Below are 24,425 nucleotides of genomic sequence, written 5' to 3' on the forward strand. Positions count from 1 at the left end.
TATTGGAGGACACAAGTCGGGCCTGTCAGTTTGATTGACTTCGCGCCTCAAGACGCACATGATTGGCTGATCATGGCTCCCAAGCTGCACCTTGCCGCATCGTTGCTGGCGCTGCCTTTGGCGGCGTCGGCCGGCTCGCTCCAGCTGTTTACCGAATACACGCCGCCCGACATCATGCGCGATGGCGAACGCATCGTCGGCATCTCGCCGGACAAGGTGAAGGAAATCATGGCGCGCGCCGGCATCAGCTACAGCATCGAGATCATGGCGTGGCGCCGCGCCTACGAACTGGCGCTGCGCACGCCGTCTTCCTGCGTGTTCTCGACCTCCCGCACGCCGGAGCGGGAAGCCCTGTTCAAATGGGTAGGGCCGCTGCGCGAAGTGGACTGGACGCTGTACGGCCTGGCCAACCCGCCCTTCCAGCTGGCCACGCTGGATGACGCCAGGCACCTGCGCATCGGCGGCTACAACGGCGACGTGCGCGCGCAATTCCTGGTGGCGCGCGGATTCACCGTGGATACCGCGCCGGACAATTTTTCCAACCCGCGCAAGCTGCTCGGCGGGCGCATCGACTTGTGGGTGACCAGCCACCAGCTGGCCAACGGCGTGCTGGCGCAGGAAGGCCTGCTCGGCAAGATCGTGCCCCTGCTGACCTTTCACACCTCGCGCGCCTATCTCGCCTGCAACAAGGCGGTGCCGGACGCGCAGGTTGCCGCCATGTCGGCGGCCATGGCGGAAATGGTGAAAGACGGTACCTCGACTGCGATTGACCGCAAGTATGCCAACTGGCGGCCAGCGCCCTCAGCCGCCCGCTGACCTGGGCAAGCGCAAGCGCCGGAAGCGGTGGCGCCGGTGCTCCTCATTGTCGAGCGAGAGCGAGGACTTGACCAGGTCGCTGCGGCTGATCACGCCCACCAATTGGCGGCTGCCGGCATCGGCCACCACCGGCAAGCGCTCCAGGCCATGCACCGCCAGGCGCACCGCCACCGTGCGGCACGTTTCGCCGCGCAGCGCCACAATCGGGGCGTTCACGCCATACAGCTCGCGCACGTGCACGGCATGGCTGGCCTGCACCAGGGTCGCGCGATCGAGCATGCCCAGCACAGCGCCATGGCTGGTGACCGGGTAGGCGCGGTGGCGCTGCGTCGCGCCGAAGTGGGACGCCAGCACGTCGGCAACGCGCGCATCCGCGTCGATCGACACCGGGGCGGCCGTCATCACCTCCTCCACGCTATGCCGCTCCAGCGGATCGATGCCGTATTCGCGGTAGATATGGTGGCCGCGGCGAGCAATCTTCTCGGTCAGGATCGAACGGTGCATGGTAATGACGGTGAAGCCATAGGCCACCACCGAGGCTGCCAGCACCGGCAGCAGGGCATTCGCATCATGCGTCAGCTCGTAGGCAAAGACGGTGGCCATGATCGGTGCGCGCATCATGCCGCCCAGCGTGGCTGCCATGAATACCAGGGGCCATACCGCAGGCGAACCGCCCGGCAAGTAGGGCGCCAGCAGCGTGCCCAGGCCGGCGCCCAGCATCAGCAAAGGCGCCAGCACACCGCCGGAAGTGCCCGAACCGAGGGCGATCAGCCACATGATGGCCTTGGCCACCAGCAGCGTCGCCACGACGCCGGCGGCCAGGTGGTTTTGCAGCAGGTCGCCGATCACGTCATAGCCGACGCCCAGCGCGCGCGGCTGGAAATAGCCGCCGATGCCGATGGCCACGGCGCCCAGCGCCGGCCACCACATCCAGTGCAGCGGCAGCTTGTGGAAGCCGTCCTCTACGCGGTACAGGGCCGTCGACAGCAGCCACGCCATGGCGCCGCACAGCACCCCGGCCACGGCGCAGGACAGCAAGGCCACCGGCGGCAGTTGCGGGCTTTGCTGCGGGAACAGCGGCCCCGCTTCCATCAGCAGCGGCCGCAGGAAGCCGGCCACGGCGCAGGCAATGGCGACCGGCAGCAGGCTGCGCGGGCGCAGCTCGAACAGCAAGAGTTCAACCGCCAACAGCAGCGCCGCGATCGGCGTGCCGAAGACGGCCGTCATGCCGGCCACGGCGCCCGCCACCAGCAGGGTCTTGCGCTCGGCATCGCTCAAATGGAAATGCTGGGCGAACAGCGAACCGACCGCGCCGCCGGTCATGATGATCGGCCCCTCGGCGCCGAACGGCCCGCCGCTGCCGATGGCAATGGCCGAGGCCAGCGGCTTGAGTACAGCCACCTTGGGCGACATCGCACTGCGCTTGAACAGGATGGCCTCGATCGCCTCGGGAATGCCGTGGCCGCGGATCTGCTCCGAACCATAGCGGGCAATCAGGCCGATCAGCAGGGCGCCGACGACCGGCACCACGATCACCCAGGCGCCCAGTGCATGAGCGGACGGCGATTGCGGCGCTGTCGACAGGGACTGGAAAAAGAACAGGTTGGTGAACAGCGAAATCGCCTTCAGCAGCAGCCAGGCGGTCCCGGTGCTCAGCATGCCGATCAAGGCAGCCATGGCGCCAATCTGCAGCAGGCGTGCGTCGCCGCTGAAGTCGCGGCGTGGATCATACGGTTTCATGGTTTGTGCGGAAGGTTGGGAACGGTGAAGACGCCGTGCAGCGATTGCAATTCGGCGCGATGGATCGCAGCCAGCCGTACCAGCACTTCTTCGCCGGCAGGCAGCAGGTGGACTTCGACCCGGCGCCGGTCTTGCACATGGGGGCGGCGCTGCACCAGCCCGGCCGCCTCGCATCGGCCCAGCAATGCGACCACGCCATGCTGCTGCGCCTGCAGGCGTTCGGCCAGCTCGCCGACCGTGGCCCAATCGCGGCCGGGAAAGCCCTTGATATGCAACAGCAGCAAATACTGCAAGGGCGTGATGCCCTCGGCCTGGGCGGCGTTCTCGGAGAAGCGCTCGAAGCGCCGCATCTGGTAGCGGAATTCGGACAGGGCCATGAAGTCGGCCTTGGCCAGTTTATCTTGTGAAGGCGGCATTTTTATATCACAACATGATGTAATAAGCCGATCATCATACCACCGTTTTTCGCTGGTGCCGTATCATGCCGCCGGCTTTGGCTCTACCGGCACTACGATATGCGCTTGTTGCGGTTCCTGCGTGAAGTGCGGCGACATGATCTGGACGCCTTCGCGGTTGAAGACATCGACCACTTGCTGGTGCAGCAGGCTGAGCAGCTCGGCCCGGCTATTGGGCGAACTCAGTACCGAGCACGCCACGAGCTTGTATTCGATGTAGAAATCGGACAGGGCGCTCTGGATCACGTACGGCCGCGGTTCGGCAGCGATGCCCTCGGTGGCTGCAGCCGCCTCCTCCAGCATGGCGCAGACCTGGCGCCAGGGCGTGTCATACCCGATGGTCACGCTCGTATCGACCACATAGGCACCCGGCACGGCGCGCGAATAGTTCTTGATCGTATTCGACAGCACCCAGGCATTCGGCATTGCCACGTCCACGCCCATGCCGGTGCGCACGCGGGTGTCGAAAATCCCGGGTTCGACCACCGTGCCCTGCACGTCGCCAATGCTGACGTAATCGCCCTTGCGCAGCGCCCGCGTATACATCAGGATCAGGCCTGCCGCCCCCTGGCCGACGATGCTGGACGCGCCGATCGACAGCATCAGCCCCGCCAGCACCGTCACGCCCTGGAAGGCCGCCGTATGCGAACCAGGCAGGTAGGGATAAGCCATGGCAAGCGCAAACAGCCAGATCACCACCTTTCCCAAGCGGCGCGTCGGCACGGCCGTATCGCGATCGAGCCAGCCGAAATGCAGCTCGCCGCTTTCGATGCGCTTGAAAAAGGAGGCCAGTGTGGCGCTGGCAAGACGCGCCAGGACGACAATGACGGCAACGAGCAGCAGGCCAGGAATCGCAGCCGCCACGTTACTGGCGATTTCCGCAGCGGTATCAAGCAGGAACTGCTGCAAGCGCTCGCCCCAGTTGCGCGCAAACGGTATCCGCGCCAGCACAAAGGCCAGCCATACATAGGCGGCCAGCAGCCCCAGGAACCAGGCCACGACGTCCATGGCGAGCCGCATGAAATGGACCAGGTGTTCCGCATCCAGCACGCGCACGTTGCGCAGCCGGACCTGCGCCAGGCGCCGGCCCAGGATCGCCTCCAGCCGGCGCCTGCCCTGGCGGCGCAGCGCGGCAAGCCCCCACAGGAAAAACACCAGCGCGCAACTGGCCAGGACACACAGCGCAAGCGCTTGCACGATATAGGCCGGGCTGCGCTGCTCGCGGCGTTCCAGCAGCGCCTTGCCCAATTGCGCGGCGCTTTCGTGGGCAAGCAGGTCGGTGGTATCGCCCGCCAGTGCGTTGACGTCGCCGGGAGATACCAGGAACAGCAGCGAGCCATCCAGCAGGACTTGCGTCCCCTCGGCGATCGAACGGATGCTGGCCTGCTGCGGTCCGCCTTGCGCAAGCGCGCGTTCGAGGCGTTTCTCCGCAGCTTCGGCTCGGTCGTGCGGGGTATAGCCGCTCAGCATGGCGCGGAACACGAAGACTGTCCGGTTTCCGACAGTAAGGCGCGCGAGCGGCGCCTCAGACTGGGACGCCGCCGTGGCAGCGGGCAGGGCGTGGCCCAACTGGCTGAGCGTCAGCAGAAAGAGACAGAAAAGCGTGCGTAGCAGCATGGATTCCTTCATGTCAATTTGCGTGCCATCATTGCATACAATGCGGTACAACTCAATCCGTGCCCCCGCACTCGCCACGCATGAACATGTTTCGCCTGCTCGTCCTCTGTTACCTGTTGTTCTCCTCTCCTACCGGCTGGTGCGGCGAACTTGTCGTGCTGGTCGACCGGGCGGCCGACATGCCCATGTCGCGCATCGAAAATGGCCGGCTGACGGACGGCGTGCACAAGATGCTGGGAGAGGCACTGGCCCGTGGCACGGGACGCGAGCTGCGCTTCCTGCTGCTGCCGCGCAAGCGCATTGCCAGGGCCCTGCAGCAGGGCGAGGCCGACATCCTGTGCGGCTATACGCCGGAATGGATCGAAGGGGACTTTCTATGGACGGAGCCTGTTTTTACGGCAGAGGAAGTGCTGGTCACCGATGCCAGCCAACCGCAACCGCATTCCATCGCCGACCTGCGTGGCCAGGCCATCGGCACCATCCTCGGCTACCAGCATCCTGAAATCGAAAAAATCCTGGGCGCCGGCTTTGTACGGGACGATTCGCCCAACATGGAAACCAATCTCGAAAAACTGGCACGCGGCCGGGTGCACCATGTGCTGATCGCGCGCGGTGTCCTGGAATACCGGCAGCGCCTGCGGGCCTTTCCGCTGAACCTGCACCCGCCCCTGACCGCGGCCAGCTTCAGCACCCGCTGCGCGGTCTCACGCAAGGGCCATCTCAGCCTCGAAGAAGCGAACCGCGCGATCGCTGCCATCACCAGGGACGGCACGCTCGCGCGCATCCTGGCCCAATTCCGCTAGGGGCTGTACCGCCTCACATGCCCACGTTCTTCAACTCGTCCGGCAACAGGTAGGTATAGCTCTTCGGATCGAACATCACCTTCCAGGTTTTCGCCGCGACCTGAGCGCCGCCCTGCATGCCGGCCTTGCGCGTGATGTACAGCGGGGTGAAGGTCGAATCGCTTACCGGATCGGTACGATAAGCCCATTGCAGCTGGGTGCAACGCGGCGGAACGATTTCGTATTCCTCCTCCGCTTCCTCGTTCGCGGCTTCCTGCGCGCTTTCCCCCTCGGCCGCAGCGGGCTTCTTTTCAGCCTTTGCTTTTTCCCAGTCAGCGTACTGCCTTTCGGTTTCCTTGCAATCGCCCCCGCCCAGGACCTGGAATGCCGCAGTGAACTCGGTCAGCACCGCGATCTGATCGTTGCGCGGCGCCAGGACCACGTTCCTGGTGGTCGTGAAATGTTCGCCCGCGCCGGACTCATTGGAAATGGTCTTCACCACCCATCCCCATACATCGGCACTCAAGGCCTCGAAATGCACGCGCTCCGGGGTCACCGGCTCGACATCGCTCGGACGGCGCGGATCGCTGTATTCATAGAGCTGGCCGTCGCGGTAGCGCAGCTGGAACACGCCGTAGAACGAATCGTCCTCGTCTTTGTTGGCGATGGCACGGCCGCTGGTAACCAGGTAGAGCTCATCGCCCTCCTTGCCGTCCACTTTCTTTTGCTGCACCACGGTCACGAGGTAAGTGACGTGGCTCGTTTCATCGACATATAGCCAGCCTTGCTGGGATTCCGAGTACTTGCCATAGTTGCGCGTCATGACGCCGTCGATGGCCTCGTTCGCATCGAAGGTGCGCGGCGCCTGCGGCTTGGATTGCAGCGCCATCACGGCGATCAACACCGAGAACAGCAGCCCGACTGCGGCAAAGATGTAGACGGCGATGCGGCCCAGTTTCCTGGTGCGCTTTGGTTGTTCCGGGGTAGTGGCTTCTTCCATGTTGTATCATTGCAATATTAGTAGAAGCGCAATTATACAAAAGCCAAAGAAACATGATTTCAGCCGTGCGCGGCAAACTGTTCGTGGCGGCTGGACGTGCAGGCTTCAGAAGAAGCGCAGAGCGGGGCTGTATTCGATCCCGCCGCAGATGGTCTCCACACCGCTGACGCCATGCGGAAGGGTCTTTTCAGACCGGACGCAACTGATCGGCAAGGCTCCGCGTTTTTGTTGTAACTTCGGTACCGGTATGAAGCGTCGATTTTCGTTCGATCAGCATGATATGGCACTCCTCAACAGCCACAGGATTGTGCCTGACGCCTTTCGGGACGACGAACGCCTCCCCTTCATGCAGTACCACCGTTCTGTCTTCCATCTCGATAGTTAAAGAGCCTTTGAGAACATAAAAAAGCTCGTCTTCCTTATCGTGGCTGTGCCAGGTAAGCGAGCCAAGTACCTTGGCAACCTTGACGAACGAGTCGTCAAGTTCTGCCACTACGCGGGGCGACCAGTGTTCGGTAAGTCCGGCCGCGATCTGATTCGGGGAGACAACGTTAGTCATTGAAGTACCTCAATTTAGGGGGAATGTCACGCCGCGCTCCTATTGAGCTTCCTGGCTTCAGATACAAAAAAGCCCGGCAGTGCCGGGCTTTCCAGGTCGTCGCGCGACACATAGTTTGAGCCAGTACGTCTTTAGAAATCAATACCTTAGAAACTTTCGCGCCATTCGGCTCATCGGGGTGCGACACATAGTTTGAACATATTTGAGAATCGCGACACATAGTTTGAGATTTCTTGCCAAGTCGCTTTTTCTCGCCGCCTGCAGTGTAACGTCGGCACTTAGCCACTCATGAAGCACAAAGATGTGCGGGTTACCGCACTTTACTAGGATCAGCCATTTGGGTTTATCTTGAACGCGCTGTCGGCCCCATCTGGTTGAGACCAGTGAAGATCCTTGGATCCAAGCGCGTCATGCATGTAGCAAAAGTCTGTGTGAATGAAGCATTTATGTATTCTCGGTGCATCTGCTTCTATATGCCTTAGCCAGTTCAAATGCCCCCGCTCGAATCCGGTTCAGCTCGTCGTTCCCATCAAATCCGCCCTCACTCGGTGGGACGCGTTTGTTCAACGGGACCTTAGATGTACGCATTTGGGTGACTACGTAGTGGTGTAATGTTATCGATTGGAGAATCTTGGCTTCGCTCTCAGATAAAAAAGGAATCAACTCAGTAGAGCGCTTCTCCAGCACAAGCTGAACATCAAGGAGCTTCTTATCTGAAATTTTCTGCGGAAGCGGCTTTTTTGCCGCCGATGCAGCAAGGGCTTCAGTCAGCGAAATGCTTGGATAACCTCGATCTGCACTGAACTCAATCTCCGCTGCTAGCGACGCACTCATCTGAAGCTTTTCGCAATGGGTCAGCATCCCCTTGGCTTTTCTCTCCACCGCCGCTTTTTCAGCCTCCTCCTTCATTTTCATTGGTAACATCAAGTATGATGATACTAACGTTCCAATTGCGGTGGAGATGCTCATAATTATTGTCAAGGCAGCTGCAACGGCCCAATGACGCTTTTCAATTTCCAATTTGACTTTTTCCTATGTTATTTTCTCAATACAGAGATCTTCTCTACGAAGCGACAACATGCTTCCAGCACGTGAATAACATGACGGGCATTTTCGCGCCCAGCCGCTGCTGACTACGGCCTCAGCGTAACTTATCAACCGTCCCACCAAGCGCCGGCTGGTTTAGTTGATTGGCCGTCGTCGATTGCCTCATCACGACCAAACGCATTAAGCCAAGATTGAATCAAACAACTAAGGAAACTCAAGGAACGGTTTTTGTTTGTTCCGCGATGTACCTGGCCATCGTTTCCGCAGACGCTAAGTACTCCGCGACTGTGTCTTCATCGAACTGAACGTTCACAACGTGGACCAGCTGATTTCGAATTTTGCGCAATGCATCGAAAGCATCGGCCTGGCGGTTATTGAAAATGCCTGCCTTAACAAGAATCTCTTTTAGCTTAAGAGGGCTAGGGTACTTCGGCGTACTATTGGGGTGTCGTTTGGCCGCGAAGTCGGCAGCTGCACTTTCTACCTTTAGCCATGCTTCGAGCATTGCCGCGCTTTGCGAATAGTGCGAAACAGAGGTCATGTGTTGACTCGATACCGACTCAAACTCAAATCCGGGTTTCGACGCCGCATCCCAAGCCGAAAGCGCTTCCTTTACTTCAGCAGCAGCTTCTCGAACTTCTGGGAACCTCGATTTACTGGCAGTTTGAGCGGTGACACCGAAAAAATAGCTGCCTACAAAGCGGCCGCGCCATGATCGCCGCCATTTTCATGGCCATTTTTCTGTCCGAATCCGCCTTTTGGGACGGTTCAGACGGACCTCGGGCGTCAAAACGCCGAAATCTTCGCCTCCTTCAGGTAACAAAGGCGACGCAGGTTGTACGCGGCGGCCTTCCAGTTCAGTTGCAGCGTGGCGCGTGCCAGACCGATCGAGCGCAGCATCTTGCCGCCCAGCTGCGCCATGCCGGCAAAGACATGCTCGACGCGGGCGCGCGGGCTGGCGATGCGCCGGTTGCGGCGCTGCTGAGCCTCGGACAGCGGTTTGTCCTTGTTGCCTTTGCGCTGGATGTGCATGCGGTAGCCCTCACCGGTAAGCCGCTCTTCGCGCTTGTGATTGACGTAGCCTTTGTCGGCATAGATATCCCGGCTGGTATTGGCCGGATCGAGCACGTCTTCAAAATGCAGCGTGTCGTGCTCGCTGGCGGTGCTGATCTTGATTTTTCGGATCAGCTTGCAACGCTTGTCCACGTTCGCCGACAGCTTGTAGCCGAAATAGGATTTGCCGTGCTTTTTGGTCCAGCGCGCATCCAGGTCTTTCTGACGTCGCTTCGGCGGCGACCAGTCGGCTGGCATGGCGTTCTGGTCCACGACGAGGGATTTTTCTTCCTTGTTCAGCGATTGTTTCGGCGCCTGGACGATGGAGGCGTCAATCATCTGGCCGCCTCGGGCGATGTAGCCATGCCGGGCCAGTTGCCGGTTGACGGCGTCGAACACGCTTTCGCTGGCGCCGGCCTTGATCAGGCGCTCTTTGAAAGTCCAGATCGTGGTGCGATCGGGGATCTGGCTGGAGTCGCGCAGGCCGGCGAAGCGCTGGAAACTGAGCCGGTCAAGCAACTGGAATTCCATCTGCTCGTCCGAGAGGTTGAACAGGTGCTGGATCAACAGAATCCGCACCATCACCTCGGTAGGAAACGGTGGTCGTCCGCCGCGCTCGCGGCCGGGCCGTGGCGCTGCTTCATCGACTGCGTCGGCCAGCGCCGCGAAGTCGACATGCCGCTCCAGTACTTGCAGCGCGTCGCCCAGCTTCGTCAGCTTGGCTTCGCGCTCCTGAGCGGCAAACAGGTTGGGTTTCATCATGGCAGTGTCGTCAAGTTTGATGCGCTGACATCATGCCATGGCTGAGGTAGTTTTTCGAGGTACCCTTCTCTCTCGAAAGTCATCTCGAAATCTTTAAATTTAATGGACTTCAAGGAACGAGCAATCTCAGGTAATTGCTTTCGTACAAGGAATATGCCCAGGGCAATCGTCGCAGGCCATGCTAAAGAGTCGATGACTTTGCTTATAAAAGTAAAAATATCCATAATTTGATCATTTATATCAACTCAAAGGACACGTTTGATCAATAGCCCCGATCTCATTAACAATTCCACATCCTCATAAAAATGCGGAGCAAATGCGTTGACGGCATTAGTTGGGCTTCATAATCTTAAGTGCTAGCCTCGATATCTCTTTCACATCGTGGCTCTGCAACTTATCAATCAACGCGATCTTTTTCCCAATTCCGTTTAATGATGTCCCCATGACGACGCCTTTATTCGATTCAGGATCGATCCAAAAGCGATCATGAAACTCATCAGTTTTCACGTCTTTAACATTTATCGATGATTTTACCGATTTTATTGCATTAAATAAAATCTCCCGTTTATTACGCGCTTTCCCATTGGTGATCAACGTAACTGATTCCAGATCCTCACCGATTGCTCCTATAATTAACCTAAGCAAATCCAAGGCCATCGAATCGGTAGCGCTGGCAAATAAGTAGGGATCGATCACAATAAGATTTCGCACCCCCTTCATGTCCATTATGGATTCCACTATTACATTAGTGATTTCATCGACATGAAGCCCAGGATGAAGTACCGCGTCACATACTATAGAAAAATTAAATAATGAGGAGATGCCCTTTTTTACATAAAGCTCCTTGAGGTAATCTGTAAGGCTCGTCTCATCGAGGCGACAAACTAGGTATCGATCATCAATCCCAGCTCGTCTGATCTCTTCAAAAAAATTCTGTGTCGACTTATCTTCGCCGACACTTTTTACCAAAAGAACACTAGTGGGTACCTCGAAAAACTACCTCAGCCATGGCATGATGTCAGCGCATCAAACTTGACGACACTGCCATGATGAAACCCAACCTGTTTGCCGCTCAGGAGCGCGAAGCCAAGCTGACGAAGCTGGGCGACGCGCTGCAAGTACTGGAGCGGCATGTCGACTTCGCGGCGCTGGCCGACGCAGTCGATGAAGCAGCGCCACGGCCCGGCCGCGAGCGCGGCGGACGACCACCGTTTCCTACCGAGGTGATGGTGCGGATTCTGTTGATCCAGCACCTGTTCAACCTCTCGGACGAGCAGATGGAATTCCAGTTGCTTGACCGGCTCAGTTTCCTGCGCTTCGCCGGCCTGCGCGACTCCAGCCAGATCCCCGATCGCACCACGATCTGGACTTTCAAAGAGCGCCTGATCAAGGCCGGCGCCAGCGAAAGCGTGTTCGACGCCGTCAACCGGCAACTGGCCCGGCATGGCTACATCGCCCGAGGCGGCCAGATGATTGACGCCTCCATCGTCCAGGCGCCGAAACAATCGCTGAACAAGGAAGAAAAATCCCTCGTCGTGGACCAGAACGCCATGCCAGCCGACTGGTCGCCGCCGAAGCGACGTCAGAAAGACCTGGATGCGCGCTGGACCAAAAAGCACGGCAAATCCTATTTCGGCTACAAGCTGTCGGCGAACGTGGACAAGCGTTGCAAGCTGATCCGAAAAATCAAGATCAGCACCGCCAGCGAGCACGACACGCTGCATTTTGAAGACGTGCTCGATCCGGCCAATACCAGCCGGGATATCTATGCCGACAAAGGCTACGTCAATCACAAGCGCGAAGAGCGGCTTACCGGTGAGGGCTACCGCATGCACATCCAGCGCAAAGGCAACAAGGACAAACCGCTGTCCGAGGCTCAGCAGCGCCGCAACCGGCGCATCGCCAGCCCGCGCGCCCGCGTCGAGCATGTCTTTGCCGGCATGGCGCAGCTGGGCGGCAAGATGCTGCGCTCGATCGGTCTGGCACGCGCCACGCTGCAACTGAACTGGAAGGCCGCCGCGTACAACCTGCGTCGCCTTTGTTACCTGAAGGAGGCGAAGATTTCGGCGTTTTGACGCCCGAGGTCCGTCTGAACCGTCCCAAAAGGCGGATTCGGACAGAAAAATGGCCATGAAAATGGCGGCGATCGTGGCGCGGCCGCTTTGTAGGCAGCTATTTTTTCGGTGTCACCGCTCAAACTGCCAGTAAATCGAGGTTCCCTAGTGTCCATTGTCTATTCTAGGAATCGTTGTTCAGAGAAATGGCTGCTCTTGGGGGCGAGGTGGAAAAGAAACTCGTTATGGCTTGCTGCCGGAGTGAGGCTATTTGATCAGGAAATCTTCTTTATTTTTCCCGATCAACCAGAGCGGAACTCGGCCTCGTCCAGTCCAAGTCGCGCCAGTCTCAGGGTTCCCATACTTTGCTGGCACCCGTTGGCGCACCTTGGACGACCTAGCCTGCCTGATACCTCGCAGATCTTCAATCGTAAGTCCGTAAGTCGTCATGATTTCGGCGATTTGCGCCTTTGCACCAGCTAGTTCCAATGCCCGCGCTTCTTTCGCTTTGGATTCCAACTCTGCGATCTGCGCTTGAATCTCCGCTTAAGTATTCATGTATTCTTGCTCCTGTGCTAGCTAATGGATTTCAGAATTTATCATGCAAATCAACTCGACGCGAGTGAATTTGACCTACATCCTGCAATTAGCACCAAAGTGTTTTCTGTGGCAGTACGAACTCATGCTTCCAACTTCTAGGGACTACATATGGCAACTGAAAAAACCGTGTTTGACGACTGGCTGAAAGAAAACCTCTGGCGAGATCTGGTCTTTAGGGCGACGTTTTGGTTTGTGATTGCATCGATCGGCGCCTATTACTCGCTAACGATAGACTCCCAATCAACTAACGAATATCTAAAGCGTCAGTCAAATTCTGTCTTTCGCACAGCGAACATCATCGGAACGGTGTCCATTTTGCTTGGGATAGTAGCGATGATGTTTAAGGACATGGAACCGCTATCGAACATCTGGGCGCGCGACTCGAGATTGGGCCGAATTGGCGGGGTGTTTCGCCGCTTGGCGGGCGACATGACGCTTTGGACTCTAGGAGCGTTAGTGTCTACGCTTTTTGTGATCGGCTTGGTGGGCTTTCGATCGGCGGGCACTCTGACAGAGTGGGCATTGTTCACTTTTCTGTACTTGATACTCGTTGCCATGGGCTTCATGGCGGCGCTTTTAAACGTCCACGTTCGGAGGGCAGAGCCGTTTCTGGCCACAAAACTTAAGGATCCGCGTTGGGTGCTCGCAATCTATGTAGTGGGCATCCTCGGATGCCCACTGTATCTTTACTATTGGTCGTGAACAGTATTTGAAGTTCAGCCTGGAGGGCCGGGGATGCCTCCCTGCCCACGGCTTGTGGTAAACGATGTGCCAGACCGATCGCGCCCTACCGAGCAAGTGCTGCCGGCACTCGAACTGCCCACGTCTTGGCCGACGCATTCTTCAACGATTGCGCGCAAGTGACTGTGACACTTGCGCGAGACTCCTCATAGAGGCCCGTGACTACTCGCCCTAGCTAGATATCCCAGCAAAGGATCCTCTGAGACATTCTGCGCGAAGCAGCTCACGCATGTAGAGGCGCATAGCGTGAGTCCAACTCCAATACCTAACATAAATAGCGCCGACATAAACGCCGCTGCTATCGCTTTGATTGGCAATTGCCCAGCCCTACTCACGCGTGCTCTTCGGGGCAGTTGTTATAAGGGTGGCTCCGCAACTGGTTTTGTGACCATCAAACGCCACCGGAATGCCGTCAATCAGTACCTTCGGGTCTCCTTCAACAATCACGCAGACACCATGACCTGGTACAGGGCAGGTACAACTGTCCCCCTTGCGGGCGACAGCAATTTCATGGACCTTGGAATTAGGCGATGCACTGATGACGATGCCACCATGGCTGGTGGGGTCGTTCAGGCGAATTACACCGTGCATATGGATTCCCTACGCATCCTGCTCATCTCAATCGGAATAGCCTTGCGGCTCCGGTCTTGCATCGTGGCGCAATCCCCACCAAGGCAGGAATGCGCTGCCGCCACCACGCGCGCGGAACCACGGCGCGTTCGGATCGATCGGGCGTATCTTGGCGGGTGGACTCACCACAACTGCCGTTGGCTGTTCGGCGTCGGTTGTGCCCGCCACCAGCACGTTCTTGCCCAAGTGATTAGCGTAGGCAATGCCAAGTGCAACGTTGGTCAGCGCCGTGCCAGCACCCATTTCGCCCAATAGAGCCGGGGTATTAAAGGTCTGTTTCTTGAAATCGAAGTCCACCAACTCAGTGGTAAGTGTTTGCGCCAAGGCGCCGATGCGTTCAGACGAACCAGAATGAGTATTGTTAGCATCATGGATGACGTAACCAATGTCGCCGTCCTGCTTACCTGCGTTTCGAGCAGCTGTTTCTACAGCGGCCTTCCATGCCTGGATCTGCCGGGGCGGCTGACCTTTTTGGGCTTCGAAGTCTGCCACCTTCTTGGAAACCGGATAGCCAATCCATGCCAGTGGTGCACGTTCTGTGTTGTAGTTTGGGCCAGCGAGCACCAACAACACCATGTTCTCGTTGATTTGCGCATCTTTCGGAGGGAAGCTTGGAGCGTCCCAGTTCATGACCCAGACTGTTTCAGTCGGATGCGCTTGTAAATAGTCGAGACCAGCAGCCAACGACTTGAATCCAGCATTGGCGCCGCCCATCGTTACGCGTACGTCCGGTGGCGTGCTCCGGCTCCATGCCTTGGGGAAGTTAGGATTACCAATGTCAAATGTATCAACGATGCGCTCTCGCGTGTAGGTTGCAGCCTCGATTGGATCAAGGCGCCCCTCGGGCAACGCATACTCGACGTGAATTCCAGCCAATTCGCGCCAAGTCTTCTTGTCCTTTAGCGAATGAGCGTTATAGAAGTATGTGGGACTGGAAAAGTAATTCTTGTGGAATCGTAACGTCAGCGAATCAACGTACTTGTGATGAAATCCTTTGAACGTTTCCGCCCCTTCATTGCCGCTCGCGATAATGCCTATCGCCTGCAGCTTCGAAAATGACTTGGGATCTGACTTTACCATGTCATCGTCTTTATTAGGCTGGGCTTGCCCTAAAGTCCAAAGCAATTGCCATTCGGTTGGATAGTCGCGTCGCTGTAGCGGATTAAGCCATTGCAATCCAACGACTTGTGCTTGGAACGGTTTTGCCGTTTCCGGTATCGTTGACGTAGCAACAGCTGGCTCCGCCTGTGCTGTCCCTGGAGCCGCCAAACTTAGCAGTGTCAGCACACCGGCAGCGAACATACTGGGTAAAATCAAAAAGCGAGTCATGAGTTGGCCATCCGATAGCAATTGAGGCGAGGAAAAATTTGAAGCCCTAGTAAAAAATAGGGCCCCGAGTACTGCGAGGACAAAAGCGAGGAGTGTGCAAGCAACACGACGCGGGCGAGTTTCAATTAAGACGTTCATTGCGCACCCTTCGGTACTTTGGCGAAGAAGCCCCGTTCATTAACAATTTTGACGGGCATTTTCCCTTCGGGATCGTTTTCCGCCCAATCAGCAACCGCTTGCTTCTTGAATCTTCCAAGTTCGAAGTACTCCTTAAACTGTCGAATGGAATCGCCATCCTCAAGTCCGTCAAGGAAGCGCCAGTCTGCAGCGACACGGAGTTTGCTCAAATCTTTTTCGCCAATGAAGCAAGCGCCGACCGCAACATCATACGCAAGTGCTCTCTGCGCATGCATGCCATTGGTCATGATGGTTGAGTGGTCAGTCGCATGGGTGTCAATGTTCTTTGCCAAGCATTCTCTGATTTTCTGCGTGCGCCAAGCATTGTATTCTTCAGTCGCAGTGCCGGGCTTATCCTCTTGCATTACTTTCTCGTCCTTAGCATACTTTCCATCACGTTTTGCCTCCATCCGGAGCATCGCATGATGTTCATAACGTAGGCCGGCTTCGGATGCCGCGTCCCCTTCCGCCGCATCGTTGCCCTTGCGCGCAGCGTGCCCCTCAATTCCCCCACGGGGAATAGTCCGGTCACCGGCATAGGGATCGTCGGCATCACGTTCGCGAAGCTTATTGCGCGAATCACCAGGCGCGTCGTAACCCTGATCGAATTCGGCACACGCCTGACCGAATCGCATCGCTACGGGCAAGAACGATTCGGGGAGGTTCGGTGCTGTAAGCGGCGTTTTCCATTCTTTGGGCGGATCGCCGTTGATACGAGTTCGCAATGCGGTCGTTGCCACAATCATCACCGGCGCGGTGGCGATCGTCATCACCTTGCCGAAGATATTCGTGTTGGCGGCCAAGCCCTTTGACAAGGAGTACTTTGCAACCGGCGATGGCGGATACCAAAATTCCTTCAAATTACGGTCTTTCATTGCTTGCGCAAAATCGTAATGACCTTGTTCACCAACTTTAAAGCCTTGCGCAAAGACACGTTGACTGAAAACGCCATGGCCGTTGGTCGCATTGATCTCCTGCTGGCTCAGGCCGCGCCAGCCGATGCCCTGGATCGTTGTAGAAGAAATCACCTGATCGTGCGGATTGAAATACAGCGTTACGCGCCCGAGCGTTGAAAGCGTGTCACCATACCCGTACTTGTTGCGGTCGCCCCGCGCATCGAAGCCGTGCGCTTCATTCTTCATCAATTCATCGATAACGGCGGCCGGTTGCTCGAACGTCGATTGCTTGCGAATGATCTCGAAAAAGGCGGCGAGCGTCTTATAGCGGGCCTCACCGCTGGTACGTCCCCGGTCACCCTCCGCATCTTTCATGCCGCGCTCCGCCCACGTTTGAGTGGGATTCTTTTGGAGCAGGCTGTATGGTGGGTTACACAGCACATAGGTGTCGGCCACGCAGTTACCAGCCTTGCCGGTGGCGTCGCTCACCGGGTTTAGGCGGTCACCCAAGAAGGCTGCGGCAATGCCGATCATGTTTCCTTGACTGTGACAAACAATGGTAATGGGAGTGTCCGCCTGCTTTTTTCGAATCGATTCGACCAATTTTGCGAGGCGCAGTGCAGCCAGTACGTAGTAGGGCCGTGGTGGGCATGAATACACCGTACGGTCATTGGTCGGGTTCATGTGCTGCACGTGCAGCCACAGGAACAAGGTATCATCGATGCCGCTTCCCCATAGGTCGGGTAGAGAGGTGCAGCCATTCGCAAAAGGCCCACCGCCCCAATAATCGTCTTCATTGAGATAGACCTGATCCCCATAGGTCTGCAATTCTAGGCTGCTGGCTTTATAGCCCCAGCGAAAGTGAATGACCGGCGAAAAGCTGCCTTCGCTTGAAACAAAGGTCTGCGGGTTCATCTTGGGATTAATGAACCCATCCGGCGTCAACTCCTCCATATATTTGGCTGGCCGTAGCTGGCCGCCTTCCGGCGTAGCATGAACAATCTGTCCCTCATTACGTTTGAGGCGGTCGTTCAGGCCTTTGCAGATGCCCTCTTCCGTCTGCGTGTACCACTCGCCATCGGAATTCACCCCGTGCACGAAAATGGTAATGCCAGGCAGCGGCATCTGGGCGATCACGTCGAGGTGTTTGGGATCGACCAGGCAGACGCCACTCTTGGCGCCGACGATCAGGTTACATGGATCTTCAATCGGACTGTCGAAAGATAAGGGCTTCGTCATTGATGCAATTTCCAGGCTAGTACAGGGTGCGCTTCATTTGCGCGGACGATAGAAAATGGCCTTGATCTGCTGCAGGCGGTCGGCGACGATTTTTTCGCCGGTACCGGCGCCATCGCTGACGCCTGCCATCGGGCTGTCGCCGGCACGCTCGACATGCAGCTTCATGCCTTCCACCGGCTTGCCATCGGTAGCTCGCAGCAGGCGTGGTACGCGGCCAAAATCGCCCGATTCGAAACTTGGAAGATCGGTCGCGGCGCTTGCGGGGCCGTTCCAGTGGTGGCCATCCGTCTTCACGGTGAGCGGACCCGGGCCACCGATTTCGGCGTTGCCGCCTTTTAGCGTCAGGTAAGCGCCGCCACTGACCATCAGAGTCACCTCGTCTTCGGCCATGATGATCAGGCGCTTGGCAGCGGTGACCTTGATGTCCTTGGCCGAATTGATTTGCATGTCATCCAGTTGGCTTTGCAGCAGGAACTTGCCCTTGTGCGCCACTTGGGTGATGCCGTCCATGTGCGAGAACAGCGAAATGCCTTTCCCTGCATTGAGATTGAAGCGTTGGCCGCTGGTGAACTGCATATGCTGCTGGGCCACCGTGTCGACGTTCACGCCAGCGTAGCTGACCAGCGTTTTCGGTGTACTGAGCGCGATGCCGGCCGGCGCCGTCATGCTCAGCGTCGGCTTGCCGCCGTCGCGTTGGCGATCGGTATTGCTGCCGCCGGCAGCGGCGTCCACATGTTCTTTGAGTTCAGCCTGCGGCTCGGCATCCAGCGCCAGGCCCTGGTGTTCGGCGGCGTACTGTCCAAGGGACTTGAACAGGTCCAGGCAATCCTGCATCAGGGCCAGGTGCTCGTCGCTGCTTAGCTGGTTGCCGCAAGCGTCCAGCCGCTTCCAGGCGGAGACCAGGAGCGACTTGGCGGTGCGAATGGCGCCGCTGTCGTTGGTGGCGAGCTCGAAGCCTTCGCCGCGCGGGTCGCCTTCGCCGTCGCAGCGCGGGTGGGTCAGGTAACCGAGGTTCAACTGGCTGTGCCCATGCTCACTGGCCAATTGGGCGCTGATCTGGCCTGGCGTGTCGTCCATGCGCAGCTGGTTATAGCGCTGCGCCTTGACCTCTTTGCTCTTGATGCCGGACAGGTATTTGTCGCCGGGCAGCCGGCTGCGATGACTGAATGATGGCGGGTTGGTCTTGCCGCCATGTACGCGGCCGATGATCAACGGTTTGTCCGGGTCGCCGCCGAGGAACACGCAGATCACTTCGTCCCCGGCGCGCGGCAGGGAGATTGCACCATACTGGGCGCTGGCCCAGCCGCTTGCCACGCGCACCCACGCCGAGTCGCGCTCGCTGTCGGAAGCGCCGGCACCGTTGGCGTGCTCATGGTCTTCGTTGCGGCAGCCGGCAAATCGGATCTTGACGCGGCCCAGCGCATCGCAGTGGATTTCTTCGTTGACGGGTCCGACCACTGTAACGCTCTGCGCCTCGGTGCGCGGCAGGTCGATGCGCGGGTCGTAACGCGGGACGATGGGAATGCCGCGTCGCACGCAGGTAAAGCGGTTGGTGTAGCGAACGCCGCGTTCGGCGCTGGCCTGCTCCATGCCGTTGCCGTCGGCGCGCCAGTGATTGAGCGCGAACAGGCGGCGCACGCGGTCGTCGAAGGCCTTCGGCAGGTTATTTTCGGCCTCCACGCGCAATTCGGTAATAACAAACTCATGCTGATCTTCCGGATGGGACTCCAGCTCCGGGTGGCCGCTCACCCGGTTCCACTGGCCCACACACATATTGCGGTCGCTGCCCTCGCCCTGGAAGAACTTGGACTCGTATTCATGCCGTTGCATGCGCAAGGTGCCCAGGCTGCGGTAATCGGCGTCGTTGTCGCCTGCATGCGGCACATCGACCAGGTAGTCATCAAGGCCACTGGCGAACTGGTTGCCAAGCTTGCCCTGGTCATTTTCGTTGAGATTCTGGCTGCCCATCGACCAGGCTTGCACATAATCCCAGCTGCGGCGGTTGACGCTGCCGGGAGTCAGTTGCCTTACCGCGTGCCAGGCCGTAATAGTGTCTCGCTGCTCGGTGCCGTCGTCGCGGTGGTAGCGGATGGTGCCGGCGGCATTCTCTTCCAGAGACATGGCATCGTCGAACAGCACCAGCGTGTGGGCCGGTGCGTCATCGCTGCCATGTTCACTGGATGCGCCGGGACGGATGAACCACGCAATGCCGCGCCGCTTCCAGAGGCGCTGCAGGAAAGCGGCATTCGATTCGTTGTACTGCATGGTAAATTCACGCGCTGGGTAAGTCTTCAGGTGCCCCAGGTCGAACTGGAATGCACGTGCAACGACAGGATTGGCTTCGCGCCACTCGCGCAAGATCGTGTTTGTGATATCGACTTCACTGGCGTTTCGGAACACGCGGGTATTGCTGGCCTTATCGAGCAGAGACAATGCGTCGCGCACAATCAACTGGTATGTGGCCAGGCCGCCGTCGCCTTGGCCTTCTATCGCTGATGCGACGATACCGCAGACGGAACGCAGACCACCCGTATCGGTAACGAACTGCACTTCAACGGGATTAGCCATGAACTGCTTTAGCGGCAGGCCTGCTTCGGACGATACGCACAGGAGGCTGTATTCGATACCGCCACAGATGGTTTCCACACCGCTGACGTGCCTCACCAACAATTTGTCGTCGGCGCCGCCCTCGCCTCGGAATAGGCGGAGGCGAATCGGACGATTGGCTTCGGTAAGCCCGGTCAAATCAAGGCCTGGGAGGCGTGGGGCCATGCGTGCACTCCTGAAAAAACGGAAATTTCGGAGGCGATATTATATTTTATTTAACACTTTATTGATGCACGATTGAAATTTTTAACATTGACGGCCGCGCCATGAGCCAGATGATGCCAAAGCGGCACCGAGTCAGATCGAAAGGACCACACGTTGCCATTGGCGTTGAGTCAAAGGTCGATAATAATTCTCGGATCAAAGGCCAGGTTCTCGGTTTTTCCACCAGCAATCATGTAGCCACAAGGATTACTACGCACTCGACACTTCCCTATCGAGTAATCTACTGAATGATGCGTGTGGCCATGGAGCCATAGGTCTGCACGTCCAACAATGTGCTCCAGGTTAGAGGCGTAGGCGGCAGATAGTGTGTGTATGCTGTCCGAATACTCCTCTTGAATCGATTTAATTGAGGGGGCCATATGAGTCACCACGACCGTCTTTCCTTCGAACGGTTCGTCCAGCTTTTGCTGGATCCAAGTGCGGTGTTTCCCATGCAGGCGAGTGGTATCGCCAACGCGAAGCTTACGATAACCCGCATCTGCTAGACGAATTCGACGATAGTCATTCATCATGCGCTGGGCATCGTGAAGACACTCCAGGCGAAGGTCTCTTCCGAACAACTCGAAGTCCGTCCATAGCGTCGCACCAAGAAATCTGACGTCTCTATGCCGGAATTCAGCGCAATCCAAGAAATGGACATTCGGAGTCTCCGATGCCATCGAGCGGAGAGAGTCCAACAACGGCTCCAAGTTGTGGCCGTAGGCCTCGTGATTTCCCGCAACATATACAACCGGTACATCCTGGAATTTGGATTGGGCCCATGCGATCGCTTTGGTCCCGGTGTGGATATCCCCTGCAAGTACAACAACGTCTGGCTTCTCACCCGCGATATCTATCGGTGGTGCGTGCTCGCGCCACAGCTCCAAATGAAGGTCAGAAAATAAGGAAATCCGCATTTTCTCGGAACCTCTTATGGTTGAGGTAGATGCGTGGTTCAAACGAACTCAAGTTTCGCGAACCGCTTAGGTGTTGAGCCAGTGGAAGAATTCCATTGAGACGCCTAGGAAGACCAGGCCGATAAAACTCAAGAATGTCAGGACAATGAGCATCTTTCGCAGTGAGTAAACGACGCCAAAGATGAGGAACCCTGCCATGATGCAAATGAGCTTAGAAGTTGTGGAGTGCACCAGGAAAAATTGGTAGTGAGCCAACGCTCTGAACAGCGCCGCACCTCCTGAATAGGCAATGAAACCGGGCAGGCCAACGTCAAGCAAAAATTGGAAGAGATTCGCCGATTGGGCCCGCACCTCCGCGTCGCTGTAATAGCTATTTCCGATCTTGTGCCATGCCATGGCCGGTCCTCCGAGGTAACTTTGGCTGTAGATTATAATCTACAACAAAGGAGTTTCGGCAATTTTTGTAGATTATAGTCCGTGGATTGTCAGTCTCGTAGTGGGCATTCTCGCTTGCATGGGACGCGACTACGATCAAATACGCAAGCAACTGGGGCTTAACATTAAAGCATTACGCCGCCAGAAGAAGCTGTCGCAAGAAGAGCTCGCCCACAGTACTGGATTGGACCGAACTTATATCAGCCAGGTCGAGCGTGGCGTGGGAAACCCATCCTTGCTCGTTTTATGCAAATTGGCCGCGATCTTCGAGATCGATGTAATTGAGCTCATGAGCGATAACTAACATGCTGAAAGCGTCCGGAAAACCATGGGCTTACACTTAACAGGCCTGAGTCTGACTTCGTAAAAGTCAAGAACTTTGGCCCTCTGACTGTCGTCATCACGCCCTCGTACGCCCCCAATTCGTCAGAGCTGTCAACAGCAACGTGGGTCCATTCGTTAATGCCTTGGCAGCCAGGCAGGCTAGCAAAGAAATAAATCGAATTGCACGTTCAGCTTGCGCTGAATTTCGTATCTTCCTAAGTGTCTTCGGCTTTAGCCAAAGACACCTATGGGCAAATGCAAATCTTCATCAAGCTGAGCCCCCTCACTACTTACTGTAAAGTTCCATGACAATTCTGGGCATAACATTAGAACAAACACAACTTTTGCATCTGGCAATCGGCGCAGTTTTGGCGATTATTGGTCGTCTGATTTCGACCTGGACTTGGTCCAAGTTCAAGAAAGAAAACTTCGAGTTGACCTGGGACGTGACCGCCAGGCAGATCGTAATTGAAACGTTTCCAGGTATGCCGTTCACCCTTGCGGCTCTTGATCAAGAACCGATTTCAAATGTCTACTTCGTTTCGCTCCGTTTTTGGAACAAGGGCACGCGACCACTGTTGGCCGAGCATATTTCGAAAGATGCCCCAATTCGAATCCATTTTGGTGACGAAGTCAGGGTTCTTGGTACAAGGGATCGAAAGTGCAAACAGGAGATTCAACTGGCCCTGAATCAGGTCGACGACAAGGTCTACGAGATTGGATTCGACGGGCTAAATGCCGATGAATGGTTCGAGTATGGATTTTTCGTCACCGGCGACTCTCGCGCTCCTGTGGAGGTGACTGGCAGGCTGTTCGGTCAAAAGCGGGGACTTGCAAGGACGAGCAGGGAGAACGACGCTCCGCTATCTGAGCGAATAGCCAATTTCACCGCCGTAGCGATTTTTGCGGGCGGGCTGATGGCCATGGTGGCGTCCGCCGCCATCATCACAACCATGTATTCATGGTCCACAGTTGCGTCTGCTTTCACTCCACGTTTTGCTACTGAGCTTCCATGGTGGTTGGAAGCCATGTTTATTTGGGGACTGTTTGTTTGCCTGCTGATTGGTGGATTTAGCGTTCAAGAAATGGTTAATAAGCGGAAACATCCAGGCGACTATCCAGACGTCACCGACTACAAGCCGACCGAATCGCAGAATCTTCTAGCGTTCTGGACAACTGCCATATCAGGAAAGCGGCAAGTAGTATCTGCCTCTATATATGACTATGGCAAGATTGTGACGCCCGTTTCTGCCGAGGAAACGACAGAAGCGAAGTGAGCAGGTGCTGAGAGGTTCAGTTCAGCATTGAATTTGGTTACGATTCAGTCATTCTCCAAGTCAATGGGGAAATTCTCGGCCTCGAATGCTTCAATTAGAGCTGCGAGCGCAATAAGGCGATCGCCCTCGGGAGTGCCGAGCTTCGCGTCCATAAGTTCGTCGATCTCGTCAAGAATCGCTTGATGCTCAACGACTGTCTTGATAGATTCGATTTGCATTGAGAGGACTCACCCATTCTGCTGAGCGCCATTCGACATCGGCTGAATCGACCGACTCTCAAGAGAGTAGAACCGATAATCGCAACAGGTCAGGCCGCATGTTACAACAGTCGCCAAATGAAACGCTATAAGCTGGCCAGAGCCTCCGGTTGAACTGACCATTTTCATTTTTTACCGTTAATCCGGCGTCCGGTGGCCAGGGTATCCAGGCGGACGCAATATCCACCCTTCAATGCTATAGCCCAGCTCGCGGCTGGCCACAGGCGCTTCCGGACGCTTTACAACACATGAACGGGAGCAGTCAGAGCGTTTGCATTCAATGCGAACAGAACTTCGCAAATGACTGCTCCTCCGGGCCTGTAGGTGTCTGGTTCGGTGCCAATTAAAGCGTCATAACCAAGTTTGCGACCAGCATTAACAATTTCTTCGATCCATGCGCGCGTTAGGTTCTGGCCCTTGATCATCAACCTAATTGTTTCCTCAGATCGATCTCCCGCGTCGTACTTGCCTTTGGCCTGCATTATTCGCTCTTGGTCTTTAATGTGATGTGGCTTTGAACTAGCAAAGCGCATCATCTTTCCTTGTCGCCATGCAGCGGACCAATAGTCGGCTTTAGCGAAACTATGATCCTTGCCAAGTTTCCCAAGAATTGCGACACGCCTAAACTCTTCGCTCTCTTTGCCGGGAATGCGCAAATCGAGAACTTTAGCGCTCGGGTTGATATTGGCCGTGTAGAGCTTCCCTCCAGCTCCCATTGCTAAAATCCTGTCAGTCGTGAGGAACACAGCGCTGTGTGCGACCAACTCAGGCTTGTGATGCGTCCCCGGTGGAAATGCCCACGCCTCAATATCGATATGATGCTGAGTTCCATGGAACCAGCTTGTATTCAGTATGCCATTCATTCGCTCTACTCTTCTTAGTGTTTGCGATTCAACGATGTAACATT

24 protein-coding genes are annotated in these 24,425 nt (G+C 56.8%); 6 read left to right on the plus strand and 18 right to left on the minus strand.

Annotated elements, in window-relative coordinates; genetic code table 11:
- Nucleotides 1-72: 72 nt before the first annotated feature.
- Nucleotides 73-816, plus strand: a complete 744-nt coding sequence (locus ACN9MZ_RS25985; protein ID WP_426339707.1) for a substrate-binding periplasmic protein — start codon at nt 73-75, stop codon at nt 814-816.
- On the opposite strand, the gene ACN9MZ_RS25990 is transcribed toward ACN9MZ_RS25985, so the two are convergent.
- From ACN9MZ_RS25990 to ACN9MZ_RS26000, 3 genes are all read right to left on the minus strand, one after another.
- On the minus strand, nt 802-2,556 hold the full coding sequence (locus ACN9MZ_RS25990) for a chloride channel protein (protein WP_426339708.1): 1,755 nt from the start codon (nt 2,554-2,556) through the stop codon (nt 802-804). The two genes, ACN9MZ_RS25985 and ACN9MZ_RS25990, sit on opposite strands and share 15 nt — an antisense overlap.
- Nucleotides 2,553-2,972 carry a MarR family winged helix-turn-helix transcriptional regulator gene (locus ACN9MZ_RS25995; RefSeq protein ID WP_426339709.1) on the minus strand — a complete coding sequence of 140 codons (420 nt, stop codon included), beginning with the start codon at nt 2,970-2,972 and terminating at the stop codon, nt 2,553-2,555. The genes ACN9MZ_RS25990 and ACN9MZ_RS25995 overlap by 4 nt, the downstream gene beginning before the upstream one ends.
- Before the next feature lie 63 nt (nt 2,973-3,035).
- Nucleotides 3,036-4,640, minus strand: coding sequence for a mechanosensitive ion channel family protein (locus ACN9MZ_RS26000; protein ID WP_426339710.1), 1,605 nt, complete (start codon nt 4,638-4,640; stop codon nt 3,036-3,038).
- 74 nt (nt 4,641-4,714) lie between these two features.
- Here ACN9MZ_RS26000 and ACN9MZ_RS26005 point away from each other — a divergent pair, with 74 nt between their 5' ends.
- Nucleotides 4,715-5,431, plus strand: a complete 717-nt coding sequence (locus ACN9MZ_RS26005; RefSeq protein WP_426339711.1) for a substrate-binding periplasmic protein — start codon at nt 4,715-4,717, stop codon at nt 5,429-5,431.
- A gap of 13 nt (nt 5,432-5,444) precedes the next feature.
- Here the strand turns inward: ACN9MZ_RS26005 and ACN9MZ_RS26010 are convergent, their stop codons facing one another.
- The 6 genes from ACN9MZ_RS26010 to ACN9MZ_RS26035 form a co-directional block, all read right to left on the minus strand.
- Nucleotides 5,445-6,410, minus strand: coding sequence for a hypothetical protein (locus ACN9MZ_RS26010; RefSeq protein WP_426339712.1), 966 nt, complete (start codon nt 6,408-6,410; stop codon nt 5,445-5,447).
- 187 nt (nt 6,411-6,597) lie between these two features.
- Nucleotides 6,598-6,969 (minus strand): cupin domain-containing protein, encoded by a 372-nt coding sequence (locus ACN9MZ_RS26015; protein WP_426339713.1) that lies wholly within the window; start codon nt 6,967-6,969, stop codon nt 6,598-6,600.
- Between the two features lie 444 nt (nt 6,970-7,413).
- Nucleotides 7,414-7,989 (minus strand): hypothetical protein, encoded by a 576-nt coding sequence (locus tag ACN9MZ_RS26020; protein WP_426339714.1) that lies wholly within the window; start codon nt 7,987-7,989, stop codon nt 7,414-7,416.
- 241 nt (nt 7,990-8,230) lie between these two features.
- Nucleotides 8,231-8,557 (minus strand): hypothetical protein, encoded by a 327-nt coding sequence (locus ACN9MZ_RS26025; protein WP_426339715.1) that lies wholly within the window; start codon nt 8,555-8,557, stop codon nt 8,231-8,233.
- Between the two features lie 245 nt (nt 8,558-8,802).
- The gene (locus ACN9MZ_RS26030) at nt 8,803-9,831 is read right to left on the minus strand and encodes an IS5 family transposase (protein ID WP_426338225.1); all 1,029 of its coding nucleotides are present in this window, start codon (nt 9,829-9,831) and stop codon (nt 8,803-8,805) included.
- A gap of 330 nt (nt 9,832-10,161) precedes the next feature.
- Entirely contained in the window at nt 10,162-10,800 is a 639-nt protein-coding gene (locus ACN9MZ_RS26035; protein WP_426339716.1) for a hypothetical protein, read from the minus strand.
- 77 nt (nt 10,801-10,877) lie between these two features.
- Between ACN9MZ_RS26035 and ACN9MZ_RS26040 the strand changes: the two genes are divergently transcribed.
- On the plus strand, nt 10,878-11,906 hold the full coding sequence (locus ACN9MZ_RS26040; protein ID WP_426339717.1) for an IS5 family transposase: 1,029 nt from the start codon (nt 10,878-10,880) through the stop codon (nt 11,904-11,906).
- 246 nt (nt 11,907-12,152) lie between these two features.
- Here ACN9MZ_RS26040 and ACN9MZ_RS26045 read toward each other — a convergent pair whose 3' ends face one another.
- Nucleotides 12,153-12,335: an H-NS family nucleoid-associated regulatory protein gene (locus ACN9MZ_RS26045; RefSeq protein ID WP_426342959.1), complete on the minus strand. Its 183-nt coding sequence runs from the start codon at nt 12,333-12,335 to the stop codon at nt 12,153-12,155.
- 258 nt (nt 12,336-12,593) lie between these two features.
- On the opposite strand from ACN9MZ_RS26045, the gene ACN9MZ_RS26050 reads away from it, so the two are divergent.
- Nucleotides 12,594-13,187 (plus strand): hypothetical protein, encoded by a 594-nt coding sequence (locus ACN9MZ_RS26050; RefSeq protein ID WP_426339718.1) that lies wholly within the window; start codon nt 12,594-12,596, stop codon nt 13,185-13,187.
- 366 nt (nt 13,188-13,553) lie between these two features.
- Here ACN9MZ_RS26050 and ACN9MZ_RS26055 read toward each other — a convergent pair whose 3' ends face one another.
- The 6 genes from ACN9MZ_RS26055 to ACN9MZ_RS26080 all read right to left on the minus strand — a co-directional run bounded on the left by ACN9MZ_RS26055 (nt 13,554) and on the right by ACN9MZ_RS26080 (nt 21,621).
- Nucleotides 13,554-13,817, minus strand: coding sequence for a PAAR domain-containing protein (locus ACN9MZ_RS26055; RefSeq protein WP_426339719.1), 264 nt, complete (start codon nt 13,815-13,817; stop codon nt 13,554-13,556).
- Nucleotides 13,818-13,844: 27 nt separating this feature from the next.
- Nucleotides 13,845-15,323: a virulence factor gene (locus ACN9MZ_RS26060; RefSeq protein WP_426339720.1), complete on the minus strand. Its 1,479-nt coding sequence runs from the start codon at nt 15,321-15,323 to the stop codon at nt 13,845-13,847.
- A complete protein-coding gene (locus ACN9MZ_RS26065) occupies nt 15,320-17,497 on the minus strand; it encodes a T6SS effector phospholipase Tle3 domain-containing protein (RefSeq protein WP_426339721.1) in 2,178 nt (725 codons plus the stop codon). The genes ACN9MZ_RS26060 and ACN9MZ_RS26065 overlap by 4 nt, the downstream gene beginning before the upstream one ends.
- Nucleotides 17,498-17,530: 33 nt before the next feature.
- Nucleotides 17,531-20,269: a type VI secretion system Vgr family protein gene (locus ACN9MZ_RS26070; protein WP_426339722.1), complete on the minus strand. Its 2,739-nt coding sequence runs from the start codon at nt 20,267-20,269 to the stop codon at nt 17,531-17,533.
- 170 nt (nt 20,270-20,439) lie between these two features.
- A complete protein-coding gene (locus tag ACN9MZ_RS26075) occupies nt 20,440-21,267 on the minus strand; it encodes a metallophosphoesterase (protein ID WP_426339723.1) in 828 nt (275 codons plus the stop codon).
- A 24-nt stretch (nt 21,268-21,291) separates the two neighbouring features.
- Nucleotides 21,292-21,621 carry a hypothetical protein gene (locus tag ACN9MZ_RS26080; protein WP_426339724.1) on the minus strand — a complete coding sequence of 110 codons (330 nt, stop codon included), beginning with the start codon at nt 21,619-21,621 and terminating at the stop codon, nt 21,292-21,294.
- A gap of 118 nt (nt 21,622-21,739) precedes the next feature.
- Here ACN9MZ_RS26080 and ACN9MZ_RS26085 point away from each other — a divergent pair, with 118 nt between their 5' ends.
- Together ACN9MZ_RS26085 and ACN9MZ_RS26090 are read left to right on the plus strand one after the other, a co-directional pair.
- On the plus strand, nt 21,740-21,964 hold the full coding sequence (locus tag ACN9MZ_RS26085; protein WP_426339725.1) for a helix-turn-helix domain-containing protein: 225 nt from the start codon (nt 21,740-21,742) through the stop codon (nt 21,962-21,964).
- Between the two features lie 325 nt (nt 21,965-22,289).
- Nucleotides 22,290-23,261 carry a hypothetical protein gene (locus ACN9MZ_RS26090; protein WP_426339726.1) on the plus strand — a complete coding sequence of 324 codons (972 nt, stop codon included), beginning with the start codon at nt 22,290-22,292 and terminating at the stop codon, nt 23,259-23,261.
- A 44-nt stretch (nt 23,262-23,305) separates the two neighbouring features.
- Here the strand turns inward: ACN9MZ_RS26090 and ACN9MZ_RS26095 are convergent, their stop codons facing one another.
- Both ACN9MZ_RS26095 and ACN9MZ_RS26100 read right to left on the minus strand, forming a co-directional pair.
- Nucleotides 23,306-23,479 (minus strand): hypothetical protein, encoded by a 174-nt coding sequence (locus ACN9MZ_RS26095; protein ID WP_426339727.1) that lies wholly within the window; start codon nt 23,477-23,479, stop codon nt 23,306-23,308.
- A 278-nt stretch (nt 23,480-23,757) separates the two neighbouring features.
- On the minus strand, nt 23,758-24,381 hold the full coding sequence (locus ACN9MZ_RS26100; RefSeq protein ID WP_426339728.1) for a hypothetical protein: 624 nt from the start codon (nt 24,379-24,381) through the stop codon (nt 23,758-23,760).
- Between the last annotated feature and the right edge of the window lie 44 nt (nt 24,382-24,425).

This window comes from Pseudoduganella sp. S-14, from assembly GCF_049913285.1.
Lineage (GTDB): Bacteria > Pseudomonadota > Gammaproteobacteria > Burkholderiales > Burkholderiaceae_D > Rugamonas.

Excerpts from the sequence above, each read along its gene's own strand:
- ACN9MZ_RS25985 (WP_426339707.1), top strand. The coding sequence starts at position 73 with ATGGCTCCCAAGCTGCACCTTGCCGCATCGTTGCTGGCGCTGCCTTTG.
- ACN9MZ_RS25990 (WP_426339708.1), bottom strand. The coding sequence starts at position 2,556 with ATGAAACCGTATGATCCACGCCGCGACTTCAGCGGCGACGCACGCCTG.
- ACN9MZ_RS25995 (WP_426339709.1), bottom strand. The coding sequence starts at position 2,972 with ATGCCGCCTTCACAAGATAAACTGGCCAAGGCCGACTTCATGGCCCTG.
- ACN9MZ_RS26000 (WP_426339710.1), bottom strand. The coding sequence starts at position 4,640 with ATGAAGGAATCCATGCTGCTACGCACGCTTTTCTGTCTCTTTCTGCTG.
- ACN9MZ_RS26005 (WP_426339711.1), top strand. The coding sequence starts at position 4,715 with ATGTTTCGCCTGCTCGTCCTCTGTTACCTGTTGTTCTCCTCTCCTACC.
- ACN9MZ_RS26010 (WP_426339712.1), bottom strand. The coding sequence starts at position 6,410 with ATGGAAGAAGCCACTACCCCGGAACAACCAAAGCGCACCAGGAAACTG.
- ACN9MZ_RS26015 (WP_426339713.1), bottom strand. The coding sequence starts at position 6,969 with ATGACTAACGTTGTCTCCCCGAATCAGATCGCGGCCGGACTTACCGAA.
- ACN9MZ_RS26025 (WP_426339715.1), bottom strand. The coding sequence starts at position 8,557 with ATGACCTCTGTTTCGCACTATTCGCAAAGCGCGGCAATGCTCGAAGCA.
- ACN9MZ_RS26030 (WP_426338225.1), bottom strand. The coding sequence starts at position 9,831 with ATGATGAAACCCAACCTGTTTGCCGCTCAGGAGCGCGAAGCCAAGCTG.
- ACN9MZ_RS26040 (WP_426339717.1), top strand. The coding sequence starts at position 10,878 with ATGATGAAACCCAACCTGTTTGCCGCTCAGGAGCGCGAAGCCAAGCTG.
- ACN9MZ_RS26045 (WP_426342959.1), bottom strand. The coding sequence starts at position 12,335 with ATGACGACTTACGGACTTACGATTGAAGATCTGCGAGGTATCAGGCAG.
- ACN9MZ_RS26050 (WP_426339718.1), top strand. The coding sequence starts at position 12,594 with ATGGCAACTGAAAAAACCGTGTTTGACGACTGGCTGAAAGAAAACCTC.
- ACN9MZ_RS26055 (WP_426339719.1), bottom strand. The coding sequence starts at position 13,817 with ATGCACGGTGTAATTCGCCTGAACGACCCCACCAGCCATGGTGGCATC.
- ACN9MZ_RS26060 (WP_426339720.1), bottom strand. The coding sequence starts at position 15,323 with ATGAACGTCTTAATTGAAACTCGCCCGCGTCGTGTTGCTTGCACACTC.
- ACN9MZ_RS26065 (WP_426339721.1), bottom strand. The coding sequence starts at position 17,497 with ATGACGAAGCCCTTATCTTTCGACAGTCCGATTGAAGATCCATGTAAC.
- ACN9MZ_RS26070 (WP_426339722.1), bottom strand. The coding sequence starts at position 20,269 with ATGGCCCCACGCCTCCCAGGCCTTGATTTGACCGGGCTTACCGAAGCC.
- ACN9MZ_RS26080 (WP_426339724.1), bottom strand. The coding sequence starts at position 21,621 with ATGGCATGGCACAAGATCGGAAATAGCTATTACAGCGACGCGGAGGTG.
- ACN9MZ_RS26085 (WP_426339725.1), top strand. The coding sequence starts at position 21,740 with ATGGGACGCGACTACGATCAAATACGCAAGCAACTGGGGCTTAACATT.
- ACN9MZ_RS26090 (WP_426339726.1), top strand. The coding sequence starts at position 22,290 with ATGACAATTCTGGGCATAACATTAGAACAAACACAACTTTTGCATCTG.
- ACN9MZ_RS26095 (WP_426339727.1), bottom strand. The coding sequence starts at position 23,479 with ATGCAAATCGAATCTATCAAGACAGTCGTTGAGCATCAAGCGATTCTT.
- ACN9MZ_RS26100 (WP_426339728.1), bottom strand. The coding sequence starts at position 24,381 with ATGAATGGCATACTGAATACAAGCTGGTTCCATGGAACTCAGCATCAT.